This is a genomic window from Campylobacter concisus, from assembly GCF_003048835.2.
GTDB lineage: Bacteria > Campylobacterota > Campylobacteria > Campylobacterales > Campylobacteraceae > Campylobacter_A > Campylobacter_A concisus_D.
In genome coordinates this window covers 665,374-678,795 of record NZ_CP060705.1, presented here as the reverse complement: position 1 = coordinate 678,795, position 13,422 = coordinate 665,374, and the positions used below count along the sequence as shown (strand labels likewise).

Annotated in this window: 13 protein-coding genes; 1 reads left to right on the top strand and 12 read right to left on the bottom strand. The window is 40.8% G+C overall.

The annotated features are described in order from the left end of the window. Positions 1-182: 182 nt before the first annotated feature. The 12 genes from cmoA to CVT08_RS03270 all read right to left on the bottom strand — a co-directional run bounded on the left by cmoA (position 183) and on the right by CVT08_RS03270 (position 12,378). Complete coding sequence (gene cmoA / locus CVT08_RS03325; protein WP_107856458.1) at positions 183-887, bottom strand: carboxy-S-adenosyl-L-methionine synthase CmoA; 705 nt, start codon at positions 885-887, stop codon at positions 183-185. Then, entirely contained in the window at positions 884-1,777 is an 894-nt protein-coding gene (locus CVT08_RS03320; protein ID WP_107856457.1) for a bifunctional riboflavin kinase/FAD synthetase, read from the bottom strand. Before CVT08_RS03320 ends, cmoA begins: the two co-directional genes overlap by 4 nt. Next, a complete protein-coding gene (gene tlyA, locus CVT08_RS03315; protein WP_107856456.1) occupies positions 1,743-2,456 on the bottom strand; it encodes a 23S rRNA (cytidine-2'-O)-methyltransferase TlyA in 714 nt (237 codons plus the stop codon). The genes CVT08_RS03320 and tlyA overlap by 35 nt, the downstream gene beginning before the upstream one ends. Beyond that, complete coding sequence (gene ligA / locus CVT08_RS03310; protein WP_107856455.1) at positions 2,446-4,389, bottom strand: NAD-dependent DNA ligase LigA; 1,944 nt, start codon at positions 4,387-4,389, stop codon at positions 2,446-2,448. The genes tlyA and ligA overlap by 11 nt, the downstream gene beginning before the upstream one ends. Before the next feature lie 41 nt (positions 4,390-4,430). Then, complete coding sequence (locus CVT08_RS03305) at positions 4,431-5,291, bottom strand: NADAR family protein (RefSeq protein ID WP_107856454.1); 861 nt, start codon at positions 5,289-5,291, stop codon at positions 4,431-4,433. Positions 5,292-5,315: 24 nt separating this feature from the next. Next, positions 5,316-6,455 (bottom strand): dihydropteroate synthase, encoded by a 1,140-nt coding sequence (gene folP, locus CVT08_RS03300; RefSeq protein ID WP_107856453.1) that lies wholly within the window; start codon positions 6,453-6,455, stop codon positions 5,316-5,318. Next, positions 6,452-7,072: a DNA polymerase III subunit delta' gene (locus tag CVT08_RS03295; protein ID WP_107856452.1), complete on the bottom strand. Its 621-nt coding sequence runs from the start codon at positions 7,070-7,072 to the stop codon at positions 6,452-6,454. Before CVT08_RS03295 ends, folP begins: the two co-directional genes overlap by 4 nt. Then, positions 7,073-7,612: a HobA family DNA replication regulator gene (locus tag CVT08_RS03290; protein WP_107856451.1), complete on the bottom strand. Its 540-nt coding sequence runs from the start codon at positions 7,610-7,612 to the stop codon at positions 7,073-7,075. Further along, positions 7,612-8,811 (bottom strand): aspartate kinase, encoded by a 1,200-nt coding sequence (locus CVT08_RS03285; protein WP_021087776.1) that lies wholly within the window; start codon positions 8,809-8,811, stop codon positions 7,612-7,614. Before CVT08_RS03285 ends, CVT08_RS03290 begins: the two co-directional genes overlap by 1 nt. Beyond that, positions 8,811-9,275, bottom strand: coding sequence for an RNA pyrophosphohydrolase (locus tag CVT08_RS03280; RefSeq protein ID WP_107856450.1), 465 nt, complete (start codon positions 9,273-9,275; stop codon positions 8,811-8,813). The genes CVT08_RS03285 and CVT08_RS03280 overlap by 1 nt, the downstream gene beginning before the upstream one ends. 63 nt (positions 9,276-9,338) lie before the next feature. Further along, entirely contained in the window at positions 9,339-10,430 is a 1,092-nt protein-coding gene (locus CVT08_RS03275) for a PepSY-associated TM helix domain-containing protein (RefSeq protein WP_107856449.1), read from the bottom strand. Position 10,431: 1 nt separating this feature from the next. Continuing rightward, entirely contained in the window at positions 10,432-12,378 is a 1,947-nt protein-coding gene (locus CVT08_RS03270) for a TonB-dependent receptor domain-containing protein (protein WP_107856448.1), read from the bottom strand. 108 nt (positions 12,379-12,486) lie between these two features. On the opposite strand from CVT08_RS03270, the gene CVT08_RS03265 reads away from it, so the two are divergent. Then, positions 12,487-13,371, top strand: a complete 885-nt coding sequence (locus tag CVT08_RS03265; protein WP_107856447.1) for a helix-turn-helix domain-containing protein — start codon at positions 12,487-12,489, stop codon at positions 13,369-13,371. The last annotated feature ends 51 nt before the right edge of the window (positions 13,372-13,422 follow it).

Sequence of the window (13,422 nt, the reverse complement as noted above, 5' to 3'; positions counted from 1 at the left end):
ACTTATTTTTATATTTGTTTTGATTGATTTGATAAGCTTCAGGCGATTACTTAGTAGATCAAAAGCTGCTTTTTTAGTCTTTAATTTTAAATTTTCATTATGTAAGCCATATTTATATTAGAATTTGGGGCTTTAGTTTTATAAAACACGCACTATAAAAATAGCTTTTTTAAAAGAGAATTTTACTTAAACGCCAAAAAGCTCATAAAATTTCCCCATTTAAACATGCTCTCGACACGTTTAAAGCCAGCATTTAGGGCTAAGTTTCTATTTTCTTCTTCGGTGTATGGCACCAGCACATTTTCAAGTGCCTCTCTTTTTTGGGCGATCTCATAGCGTGAGTAGCCTTGAGCTTGCTTGTAGTCCTCGTAAATTTCTATGACGCTTTTAGTAAGCTTTTTATCTTCAAAGATGATCTTTTCACTAAATAAAAAAACTCCATTTTCATTTAGTCCGTTATAAATTTTTTGCACCAGATCAGCCCTTTTTGGCGGTCTGATAAACTGCAAAGTGTAGTTTGCCAAAACAGCATCAAAGCCCTCTAGCTCGCACTCTAAGATGTCGTCTAAGATAAATTCAATATCAGCCCCATAAGCTTTTGCCTTGTTTTTTGCATTTGCAAGCATCGCCTCAGAGTTATCCACGCCGCTTAGCACGAGGTCGTTTCTAAGGTTGTTTAGCAAAAGCAGGCTATTTGCCGTAGAACAGCCAAGGTCGCACACTTTTGCTGATTTTGGCAAAATTTTAGCAAGCAGCTTTGCATTTAAATTTGAGCTCACGTCGTAAAATGGCACCGAGCGCGAGATCATATCGTCAAAAACGCTCGCCACAAAGTCATCAAATTCAAACTGCTTACTTATAGGCTCTTTAAAAATTTCATCTCTCATATACCAGCTCCATATCCGTCAAAGTATCTCATCGTCTCTCCAAAAAAGAGATCGCACACGCCCACGCACTGCCTAGCCTCGTTTATATCGCGTTTTATCTGCTCTTTTAGCTCGCTAAGATTATTAAATTTTTTATTATCACGCAAACGTTTTATGAAGCAAACGGCGACGTGCTTTGTCACTTTTGGCGCGACCTCGTCTAAGATGTGCGTCTCGACGCTAAAATTTCCATCCGTGCTAAGCCTGTTGCCTATAAAAGTGACCGAGCCATAGGTGTATGAGCCCATTCTAGTTCTTGTCGCATAAACGCCCTCGCGCGGCAAAAGATAGCTTTTTATATCTAAATTTAGCGTAGCAACCAGCTCTTTTGCGCCGATGCCCTGCCCTTTTATCACGTCGCCCTCGATCGAGTACTCCCTGCCTATTAGCCTGTTTGCCTCATCGATGTTGCCTTGGCGTATCAGCTCTCTGATTGATGAGCTATGCACGCCCATGCCGTCATAACAAACCTCATCAACAACGACCATCTCGCCATCAAAAATCCTCTTCAAATCGTGCTTGTCCCACGCTCTGTTTCTGCCAAATCTAAAATCAAACCCAACAACGATCTTTTTTAAATTTTTAAAATCCCTCTTCAAAAGTGCGATAAATTCCTCGCCGCTAAGCCCTTTTATACTCTCAAAATCATACAAAAAGCAAGGATAGTTTGAGTACTCGGCTCGCTTTAGCTTTGGCGTTATGTTTGCCTTGTTTTTGTCGATCACGACAAGTCCACCAAACTCGCCTAGCTGCTTTAGAAGCTGCTTGTGTCCCCTGTGCACGCCGTCAAAGTGCCCGATCGCAACGGCAGTGATGTTATCTTTTGTTAAAAGCGTAGAAAAATTCGGCATTTCCTTCCTTTCCCTTGACCTCGCACTCTTTGCAAGCTATCAGTTCAAATTTCAAGCTACTTGCTAGCACTTCAAAGCGCTTCATCGCTAAATTTACAGCCTTAGCGTCGGTGACAACGCCTTTTTTGTTGCGTTTTACGCCAACGCCCACTTCAAACTGCGGTTTAAAAAGCGTGATGATGAGCGAATTCTCGCCTGAAAGCTCACAAATGGCTGGCAAAATTTCAGCCAAAGAGATAAAGCTCACGTCGCAGGTTATGAGGTTAAATTCATTTTTGTGCGTTTTGGCAAACCCCCTGACGTCAGTTTTTTCATAAATTTTTACTCGCTCGTCGCTTCTTAGACTGGCATCTAGCTGATCAGTACCCACATCGACGCCAGTCACGCCCTTTACGCCACGCTCAAGCAAAATTTGCATAAAACCGCCAGTTGAGCTGCCGATATCAAGTGCGTTTTTGCCAGCTAGATCAAATTTCATCGCCTCTAAAAAGCTCTTTAGCTTCAAAGCACCTCGTCCAACGTAAATTTCATCAAGTAGTGAAATTTTAGCCTCGCTAACCTCACTTGAAACCTTGGTGCAAATTTCGCCGTTTAAAAGCACCTTGCCAGATTTTATAAGCTCACTCGCCTTGTTTCTACTTATGTTTAAAACGCTTGCGACGTAGTTATCAAACCTCAAGTTTTAGCCTCTCATATTCGCTCTCATCGATCACCAGCACGCCTAGTTCATTTGCTTTTTCTAGCTTACTGCCAGCCTCCTCGCCAGCTAGGACGAAGTCCGTTTTTTTAGAAACTGAGCCAGAAACCTTTGCGCCAAAGCTCTCAAGCTCCGCCTTTATCTCATCTCTTGGGCGACTTAGCGTGCCAGTTATAACGACCGTCTTGCCACTTAGCGCGTTTGAGATGCTCTGCACCTGCGTCACGCTTGGCTGCACGATCTGGCTTAAAGCTAAAATTTCGTCCCTATTTACCTCAGCAAAGTCGGTTAAACTATTTGCCATCTCCGCGCCAAAGCCCTCAAGTGAGACAAGCTCCTCAAAACTAGCATCAAGCCAGCCTAGTCCAAAGCTACTTGCAAGCTTCTTTGCCGCCACTTCGCCGATGTGCTCGCAGCCAAGGCCTGTGATAAAGCGCGATAGCTCCGCACCTTTGCTAGCTTCGATCGCATTTAAAAGGTTATTTACCTTTTTCTCTTTAAAGCCCTCAAGCGCCATGAGATCATCAAATTTAAGGCTGTAGATATCTTTTATGCAAGCGATCAGCCCCTTGTCAAATAGCAAATTTACGATCGCATCGCCAAGACCGTCTATGTTTAGGCACTTTTTCGATGCGTAGTGAATTATTGAGCCCACCACTCTTGCCCTGCAGCTTAAATTTTGGCACTTTACAAAGACCCCTTCATCAAGCAGGTGCGAACCGCAAACTGGACAAAATTTAGGCCTCTCAATCGCTTGCTCGCTACCATCTCGCCTATCTTTAAAAACCTTTGTGATCTTTGGTATCACATCTCCTGAGCGGATGATGCCGATGTAGTCGTTTTTCATAACGCCAAGGCGCTCGATCTCATCAAAGTTATGAAGGGTAGCGGATTTTACATTAGCACCATCTATATTTACCTCATCAAGCACGCCAACAGGCGTTACTACGCCACTTCTACCGACCTGAAGTGCCACGTCTCTTAGCCTTGTGACCTTTTCAATGGCTGGAAATTTAAACGCCACCATAAATTTTGGAAATTTGACCGTATATCCTAGCTGCTCACAGCGCGCAAGGTCATTTACACGTATCACCATGCCATCCATCATCACACTTTTTGCGTCGCGATTTGCCAAGAGCTCGTTATACGCAGCCTCAAGCTCATCTTTTTTTAAAATTTTGAAAAATTCATCTCTCTCAAATCCAAGATCACGCACAAATTTCATCACTTCGCTGTGATCTTTTAGCCCAAGGCTCTGCTCGCCAACGCCCCAAGGTATAAAAAGTAGCTTTCTTTTTGCAGTGACTGCACTATCAAGCTGTCTAAGGCTTCCTGCGGCTGCGTTTCTAGGGTTTGAAAGCGGCGCCTCGCCCTCTTTTGCGCGCTCTGCGTTTAGTAGCTCAAAGTCATCTTTTTTTATAACGACTTCGCCCCTTATTTCAATGAGCCCTTTATAGCTAATGCTTTTTAAAACAGAATTTATCGTCCTTGCATTTTGCGTCACGTCCTCGCCTGTAACGCCGTCGCCTCTGGTTATCGCCCTAACTAAAACGCCATTTTCGTAGAGTAAATTTAGACTCGCTCCGTCAAATTTTGGCTCTGCAACAAAGGTCAAATTTTCTTTCTCGCCACGCTTTAGCCACGCATCAAGCTCGCCAAGGCTAAAGATATCCTCCATGCTCCACATGCGCTTTATGTGGCTTGCCTTGCTAAAGCCCTCTTTTACGCCTCCGCCCACTCGCTTAGTCGGCGAAAATAGCGAAATTTCACTTGGATTTGCCTGCTCGAAGGCTAAAACTGCGTGATATAGTGCGTCATACTCCTCGTCGCTTGCAAGTGGCTCGTCCTCGTCGTAGTAGGCCTTTGCCCACGCATTTAGCGTATTTACCGCTCGTTCGTACTCTTGTTTTGTCATTTTTGCTCCAAATTTACACCGCATTTTATCTTAAACATACTTTATAAATGATCCAAATTTAGCTCATTTTCATCGCACAAATGGACATTTTTATAGACCTTTGCTATCTCGTCCCTCGCTCTCATCAGCGCAAAGCCAAGCAAATTTTGCCCTCGCCACTTCGTAGGATTGTGCGCATTTTCATCGCTTGCGGCCAAACCTATACCCCAAATTTTATCAACAGGGCTTGCCTCAACCAAAATTTTATCCTTTGTTGAGAGCAAAAACTCTCGCAGCTTGGCATTTTGGCTAAATTTTAAATAGCTCGCATTTAGCACGACGCTAAATTTTATCTCGTCCCAAACCTTATCGTTAAAGCCTCGCACCTGCCTACCAAGCGCCTTCATCTGCGTTGGATCTTTGGCGGATAAAATTTGCTCTAAAGCCTCGTCATCGCCAAAACACTGAGCCTTTTTAGCCATCATATATTGCTCGGCGCAAATGTATTTAGTTTCATCTTCACAAAAACTAGAGCCGTACCACTGACTAAGGCAGCTTGCACTTAAATTTGCGCTCTTTTGATGACCCCAAAATAAGAGAAATTTATCCGACTTACCTGCGTTATAGCGCTTTTTAAGCCACTTTAGATCATATCTAGGCTCACGCTCCCAAAGGTCTAATATGAAATCATTATAAGTAAAAAGCGTGCTCTCATCAGAGCCTAGTCTCTCGTCCCAGTATCCACGCCACGTCGCAGGCTCGGCAAAGAGCTGCTGATACTCGCTACGCTCATCTTGGCTTAGCGTTTTTAGCCAGCCATTAAATTTAAACTTATAATCCTCGCCAGCGCCCATCCTCCAGCCGATGGAAAATGGATCTATACTTGGAAATTTGATCCAAGGCGGTGGAAGTAAATTTTTCATCTAGCCTCTTTTTAGCCAAGCGCCCTACCAAAGCGTGGCTTGGTTCATCGCCTCGTGCATATCAAAAAGCTGCTTGTGCTCGGTCACATCGTGCGTTCTTATGATCTGTGCGCCGTTTTCGAAGGCTTTTAGATGTAGATAAAGCGAGCCTGGCAAGCGGTCTTTTATCTCACTCGGGCTATAAAAATTTATGACTGATTTGCGGCTAGCACCAATTAGCAATGGGCAGCCAAATTTCAAAAAATGCTCCAAATGCTTAATAAGCAGTAAATTTTGCTCAGCCGTCTTGCCAAAGCCGATGCCAACGTCAAGCACTATCTTTTTAGCACCAAGCTCCCTTGCAAGGGCAATCTTTTGCTCAAAAAAGTCTGAAATTTCGCCAATTAAGTCATTATACTTTGGCGCGATCTGCATGGTAGCAGGATCACCTTGCATGTGCATCATGCAAAACTGCGCATCGTATCTTGCAGCAAGCGGGGCTAAATTTGCATTTGCCGTGATGTCATTTATCATCTTAAAGCCGTGGTTTAGCGCAAATTCTAAGCAATAAGGATCAAAGCTATCAAGGCTAAATTTTGCCTTTTCATGTAAATTTAGCTTGTAAATTTCCTCCACGATATCTTTTATACGTCTAAACTCCTCCTCGCGGCCGCAATACTCGCTCCCTGGCCTTGAGCTAACACCGCCAAGGTCGATGTAGTCTGCGCCTGCTTCGATCATGGCTTCTATTTTTGCTATGCCATTTTGCGTATTTATGCGGCTTTGCTCGTTAAAACTATCACTATTTATATTTGCCACGCCCATTATAAGAGGCTTTGCGGGCTTTGTAAATTTAGTTTCTAAAAAACCTGCAAGCTTTTTAAGTCCAAAGTCTTGTAGCTTCTCTTTTTTAGCTAACTGCCTAAGTTGCGCGTTTGTCGCCATTAGCAAGGCTTTATTTAGACTCTCACACCCCAAGATCGTATCATTATGCGTCACCAGCTCGGCGCCGACACTTAGGGCGTCTTGCTTTAGGATATTTGCCGCTGGGGTCTTTATCTCGTCGATAAAGATAAAAATTATCTCGCTCTTTTCGTGCATTAGCTTCGCACCAGCCGGACTTGGCGAGACGGCCTTACAAATTTGATCAAAGTCGCTTTTGTTATTTATCTTATAAAATTTCAACGTCGTCCTTTCTCAAAGATAGTAAGCAAGAGTGGCGTCAAAACGGCGTGAGACTTGGCGTTTAGATCAGCAAGCTTGATGAGTGAGAAAAAATACTCCATCTCCTCGCCGCTAAATTTATACCCACTATCAACCGCCTTTGTCACGATGGCTCCGACAAGCTCTTTTAGCTCGTTTTTGCCAAATTTTTGCGCCTGCTCCTCTGCTATCTTTTGGTCGATAAAGCTTGTTAGCTCTTTTAGGCTGAGCGATTTTAAATTTAGCTCCACACTCATTTTTGGCTTTTTGGTGAGCTTGTTTTCTATGAGCATCCTCGATCTTATCGTTGGTAGAAGTAAATTTTTACTCTGCGTTACTATTATAAATTTGATGTTTCTTGGGGGCTCTTCGATGATCTTTAAAAGTGCGTTTTGAGCCTCGGTGCGAAAAGACTTCGCCTCTATGACTAAAATTTTCTCATCTTTTTCGGCGATGTAGGCTTCGGCGATGACCTCTTTTGAATTTTCAAGCAAAAAATCATCGCTTATAAAAAATCTTAGATTATTTACGCCAAACTCGGCTTCAAGCTTGGCTTTTAAATTTTCAAAATCGCTTGTTATGACGATTTTATTAAGCATTTAGAGCATCACCTTTGCAAAGAGCACGGCGTCTATGCTCTTGTCAAAAAGTTTATATAAATTTAGAAGTTTGATATCTAAGTTTTCATCGCTCGAGCTTAGCGTGAAGCTGTTTTGCGCCTGCTCGTCAAAGAGCCACATATAGCTGTTTTCGTCAGTCTTGGCTAAATTTGCGCGCTTATCTATGCTCTTGCCGATGTAAAAAAATATGTAGCCATTTGGAAAAGCAAGACTTAGCATATCTTTTAAAAGCTGCTTTTGCTCGTTTGTCTCGATGCTGTCAAAGGCTGGATAGAGCGATCTTAGGCTAAAAAATGGCAAAAACGGACGCTCGCTTTTTGTGCGGTTGATATTTCTTAAAAGGTAGTTTTCAAACCACTCTCTCTCATCATCGCAGATGACTATAAAAGCCTTGCTTTCAAGCAAAAATTTAAGCCTAGATGCGAGCAAAGGCGTCCATTCGACGCGCTTCTCCTCCATCCAGCTCATATATCTTTCGCTTCTTATAGTCTCAAGCGTCCATTGGATAAAATCTTGCATTATTTATCTAACTTATACGCATCGTGAAGCACGCGAACTGCGAGCTCGCCATATTTTTGATCGACGATCATTGAAATTTTTATCTCGCTTGTTGAGATCATCTGGATATTTATCCCCTCTTTTGCAAGCGTCTCAAATGCTAGACATGCTACGCCGCTGTGACTCTTCATGCCTACGCCAATAACTGAGACTTTCACGATCGCATCGTCATACTCGACATGTTTTGCAGCTGAGAGCTTTTGCATGGTCTCTTTTGCTAGGTCAAGCTCGTTTTGTGGCACTGTAAAGCCTAAATTTGTCGTGCCATCGTGTCCTACGTTTTGGATGATCATATCTACATTTATATTTTGATGAGCTAGAGCTGTGAAAATTTCAGCTGCGATGCCAGGCTTATCGACTACGCCTCTTAAAGTTACTCTTGCTTGATTTTTATCTAGTGCTATACCGCTTACTAAAACCGCTTCCATATTATCTTCCTTTGCTATTAATGTACCTTCGTTGTGGTTAAAACTGCTTCTTGTGATTAGTTTGACATTTAGTTTTTTTGCTAGCTCGACTGAGCGATTTTGAAGCACTTTCGCCCCAGCAGAGGCAAGCTCAAGCATCTCGTCATAGCTTATCTTTTCTAGCTTTTTTGCCTTTTTCTCTATCCTTGGATCAGTCGTATAAACGCCATCAACGTCGGTAAAAATTTCACACAGATCAGCTTCAAGCGCACCTGCTAATGCAACCGCACTAAGGTCGCTTCCGCCTCTACCAAGTGTGGTGATATCACCTTTGTCGTCTATGCCTTGAAAGCCTGCTACGACGACGATCCTACCAGCTTTTAGCTCAGCTTTTAGCCTAGTGGTGTCTATCTTTTCTATCCTAGCCTTTGTATGCACATCATCAGTCATTATCCCAGCCATTGCACCAGTTAGACCTACGCACGCATAGCCTTTTGCATTAAGCGCAATCGTCAAAAGTGCGGTTGTTACTTGCTCTCCAGAGCTTAAAAGCATATCAGTAGCAACGCCGTCTGGGTGCTTTGAGAAATACTCACTATATTCGACCAATTGATTTGTAACTCCACTCATCGCAGAAACTACTACAACCACGTCAGCGCCGCTGTTTTTAGTCTCTATGACCCTGTTTGCCACAGCTTCGATGCGCTCAAGCGTGCCTACGCTAGTTCCGCCAAATTTTTGAACGATTAACATCAAAAATATCCTTTCTCTTTAAAATAACTCAAAACTTTGTCATAAATAGGCTTTTTGAAGTGATTTATCCCCTCTAAAGCCTTGTTGATATCTACAAATTTATACTCGCTAAACTCTGGATGCTCGGTCTTTAAATTTATGCTCGCACCATTTTTTAGCCTAACCAAAAAATACTTTTGCGTCTGCCCATCAAATGGGTAAAATTTCTTTGACGCATTTGTCGGAAAGTCGTAGCTAAGCCAATCAGGATACTCCTCTAAGAAGTCAAATTTATCAGTTCCGATCTCCTCTTTGAGCTCCCTTTTTAGTGCCTGCTTTGGGCTTTCGCCTTCGTCTATGCCACCTTGAGGAAACTGCCAGATATCGTCCATATCTACCCTTTTGGCGACGAAAATTTCGCATTTAAAAGGGTAAGCACTAGACAAAATGACAGCTGCTACATTTGGTCTATATTTTTTTTGCATGTCTTTTCCAAAAAATTTATTTGAGATGATAACGAAAAAGAGTTAAGAGATAGATAAATGAAGTTAGTTTTTGCGCCGTTTGTAATAAATCGCACCTCCACTAAAAAGCAGTAAAACCACACCGCATGATGCTAGACAAAATATAAATTTACCAAGCTCACCAAAGATATATCCAGCGTGCAAATCAAGCATAAATTTATAAATTTCAAATGACTTTGGCATGGCATTTTTTGAAATTTGCTCGCCTTTTGTATCGACTAAAAGCCTAACGCCATCACTCTCACTAGCACCTTTTGGCAGGTAAAAGAGCATAAATTTGACACCGCCGCTATTTGCTATAAAATTTAAAGCCTCAAACTCGTCTCCAAATTTAGAGATGAAAATTTCATAAGCTTTTTTAAGGTTTTCCACCTTTTGCTCGTCGCTTAAGCTAAAGCCATTTTTGTTTGTAAAATTTGGCTTTTTAAAGACCTTTTCTTCGCCACAAATTTGATTTATAACCTTAGCAAAGCTCTCATAAGAAAAGTAAAGCCCACTAATGCAAATCACGCTTAAAATAACGCCAAGATAGATACCCAAAAAGCCGTGTAGCGAATACAAAAACGCAAATTTTTTTGCTTTTAAATTTAGCTTAAAAGCATCCCCTAGCCTGCTTCTAAACCTCCAAAAATATATCGCCGCGCCGCTTATCAAGATAAAAAGCAACGCAAGCGTAGAAAGTGCTACTAGCTCGCTTGCAAATTTACTCAAATTTTCATTTTTAAAAAGCGAAAGGGCTAAGTTTTTATGCAAATTTAAAACCAGCCCTATAAATTTCTCTGCACTATTTTTGCCTGAAATTTCTCCAGTATAAGGATCTATGAAAAACGACTCAAACTCGCCATTTTCGTTAGTTCCGCTTATGACGTAAGCCTTGTTTGCCTCTGATTTTATCTTTAGATAGCTAAGATTAAAATTTGGCTCGCTCTTGCTAAAAATTTTTAAAATTTCATCTATCTCTAAAGGCTTTTTGCCAGCCACGACCTCATCTTTACTAAAGATATCGATTATCTCATCGTGATACGAGATGATCGCCCCGCTAATGCCAAGCACAAGAAGCGGCAAGGCAAAGATAAAAGCCAATATAAGATGAAATTTTTTCAAAATTTTTATCATTTTAAAACTTTAGATTAAAACCAAGCTCGATCTTTTGTCCGTCAGCTATCAAGATGTCGTATCTGCCAGATCTTGTCGTAAAATACTCATTAAAGAGGTTATAAACGCTCAAATTTAGACTGAAATTTTTAGTTACGTTGTAGTTTATGCCAAGATCAGCGATCACGTAAGGTCTCATATCATCAGCATAGCTAAATGAGTTTTTAGTCCTACCATAATAATTTATCTGTGACCAGAAATTTAGCCATCTGTTTAGCTCGTAGTTTGCTCCAAATTTAAATGTATGAAGCGGATAGTTGTTTAAGCTTTTGCCGATCTCCGCTCCATCTTTTTGTTTTGATTTTGTATAGACATAGCTTTGATTTAGCCTAAGAGCGTTTGTGACTTGCCACTCATTTGTTAGTTCAACTCCGTAAATTTCAGCTTTGCCGATATTTACACTCTCCCAAATACCATTTGGATAAATTTTGCCTTTATGTCTGCAAACACTGCCTCTTGAGCAGATAGGGCTATAGCTTAACATATCTTTAAAACTTGTGTAAAAGCCAGTTAGCGATGCTTCAAAGCCTTCATTGTCATTATAAACGCCGCCAAATTCATAGCTCACGCTTGTCTCTGGCTTAAGGCTGCTTCTACCAAGCTGAGCTCCACGTCCTCCAGCAAATGGCAATGCAAGATCTTGCGTGCGTTGTTTGATGTCAGGCGTCGCGTATCCTGTGCTAACTCCGCCTTTTAGGGCAAAAAAGTCATTTAAGTTATAGATACCATAAATTCTTGGTGAAACGTGCGAACCGTAGTTCTCGTCGTAGTTATAGCGAATGCCAGTGCTTAATATAAAGTCTTTTGTAAGGTGATAATCATCTTCGCCGTAAAGCGAAATGTCATATCTTTTTACATTTGCCGCATCTGCTGTGGTAGCCTTTTCGTCAAGTTTTTCTTTTTTGGCGTTTAACCCTAAAGTAAAGGCGTTGTTATCAGTAAAATATGAGCCTTTTGTGTCGAAATTTAGTGTTTTTAGCGTCAAATTTTGTTGTGCTATCTCTTTTATCTTGCCATAAGACAGGTAGCTTTGAAGCAAGATATTATCAAGCCTTGCTTCGTGGCTTAAATTTATCACATCGCCCTTTATTCTCTCGCTAGCAACCGAGTTAGTACCAGTTGATAGTGTTTTGCCTTTAGTTCTTTTATATTTCACATCGCTTCTTGCAAGCTCAAGCGTGATGTCGTTATTTTCATTTGGTCTAAAAAAGAGCTTCGTGCCAAAATTTCTATCTTTTTGCTCTCTGTTTGCGTATGAGATTTTATCCTCTGACTTGTTTAAATTTTTGCCATAAACTGAGATGCTTAAAAGATCGTCTATTAGCCCAGAGTGCAGATAGAGGCTGTTGTAAAACTCGCCGCTTATATTTTTATTTCTAGCAAATTTATAGCTTGAGCCAAGATTTGCACTAAATTCATTACTAAACTCATCTGTTATGATGTTTATCACACCGCCCAGTGCGTCACTGCCATAAAGCGAGCTCATAGGACCGCGTATCACTTCGATACGGCTTATCGCACTTGCTGGCGGGATGAAACTATATGAGCCTCCAACGCTTCTTAGCCCCTTATAAGCGTTATCTCCTGGTACTGGCATGCCATTTACTAAAATTTTAGTAAATCTTGGAGAGAATCCGCGTATAGAAATTCCTCGTCTATTTGCCGCTTCGGGAGTCGTTCCAAAAAGGCTTGGCACGTCTTTTACCATGCTCTCAACGTCCTTGTGATTTCTCTTTTCTAACGCATCTTGAGTGATGACGCTAAGCGTTGCAGGGGCGTCTTTTATGTTTTGTTCAAAACCAGTTGCGCTCACTACTTTAACCTCTGGCAGAACTTTATCTTCATTTGCAAAAAGCGGTAAATTTATAAAAACTGCCGCACAAATAGAAATTTTTAATAGACTTCTCACAAAAAAACTCCTTATTAAAATTTAAATCACATTTTACTAAAATAAAATAATCGTTATCAATATCAGACATAACGCTAGAGGGATTAAATTTAACGCTCAAGGGATAAAATGATAAATTTAGATAAAAGATATGGCATAAGTAAAATCTCACAAAGCAACAAGCGGATAAATGTAGATTTTTTTAAACAAGCTAATGGCATCAGCTACCTAAAAAGCGAGATTTTATGCAACGATATCATAAAAAGAGAGAGCCAGGGAGATAGAAAATATCTATTTTTGATGTTTAACGAAGCAAAAGATAATCTTTGCTTCAAGCTTGATAAAAAAGAGTATCTTTTAAGCAGGGATGAGTTTTGCATAGGACTGGCAAATGACAGCTTAAAAGGCGTTTTTGAATATCAAAATAAATTTTATAAAACCAAAACCTTGCTTTTTGAAGAAAACTATGCAAATAAGCTTGAAATTTTTAGTGAGCTTAGGCTTGAAGAGAAATTTGATCTTATAAAATACAAAAAAGATAAGGCTCAAATTTGCGTTTTAAACGAGCTTGAGACGACAAATTTATATGATGGCACGATGAGAGAGATCTTTATAGAGTCAAAAATTTTAGAGCTTATCTATAAGAGTAAAGCTTTAAAAGATGAGAAAATTTATTTTAGCAGTGACGAAGAAAAAGTGCTTTTAAAGGCTAAGAAAATCTTACTTACTCGCATGCAAAATCCCCCAAGCATCAAAGAGCTAGCCCATCTTTGCGGCACTAATGACTTTTGGCTTAAGAAAAATTTTAAACTCTTTTTCAAAGATACGATCTATCAGCTTTTAGCAAAAGAGCGGCTAAAGCTGGCATTTGCCCTTTTAAAACAAAATGATATCAGCATAAAAGAGGCTGCCAGCATCGTTGGCTACACAAATGCAGCGCATTTTGCAAAAATTTTTAAAGGCACTTTTGGCTTTTTACCAAGCGAGCTAATAAGGCAAAAAAGCTACTTTTAAACTGCGCTAAATGCCAAATTTCTTATAATCGCCAAAATTTAAAAAAGAGAG

Excerpts from the sequence above, each read along its gene's own strand:
- CVT08_RS03295 (WP_107856452.1), bottom strand. The coding sequence starts at position 7,072 with ATGCTTAATAAAATCGTCATAACAAGCGATTTTGAAAATTTAAAAGCC.
- CVT08_RS03285 (WP_021087776.1), bottom strand. The coding sequence starts at position 8,811 with ATGTTAATCGTTCAAAAATTTGGCGGAACTAGCGTAGGCACGCTTGAG.
- CVT08_RS03275 (WP_107856449.1), bottom strand. The coding sequence starts at position 10,430 with ATGATAAAAATTTTGAAAAAATTTCATCTTATATTGGCTTTTATCTTT.
- CVT08_RS03265 (WP_107856447.1), top strand. The coding sequence starts at position 12,487 with ATGATAAATTTAGATAAAAGATATGGCATAAGTAAAATCTCACAAAGC.
- CVT08_RS03290 (WP_107856451.1), bottom strand. The coding sequence starts at position 7,612 with ATGCAAGATTTTATCCAATGGACGCTTGAGACTATAAGAAGCGAAAGA.
- CVT08_RS03305 (WP_107856454.1), bottom strand. The coding sequence starts at position 5,291 with ATGAAAAATTTACTTCCACCGCCTTGGATCAAATTTCCAAGTATAGAT.
- ligA (WP_107856455.1), bottom strand. The coding sequence starts at position 4,389 with ATGACAAAACAAGAGTACGAACGAGCGGTAAATACGCTAAATGCGTGG.
- cmoA (WP_107856458.1), bottom strand. The coding sequence starts at position 887 with ATGAGAGATGAAATTTTTAAAGAGCCTATAAGTAAGCAGTTTGAATTT.
- CVT08_RS03280 (WP_107856450.1), bottom strand. The coding sequence starts at position 9,275 with ATGCAAAAAAAATATAGACCAAATGTAGCAGCTGTCATTTTGTCTAGT.
- CVT08_RS03320 (WP_107856457.1), bottom strand. The coding sequence starts at position 1,777 with ATGCCGAATTTTTCTACGCTTTTAACAAAAGATAACATCACTGCCGTT.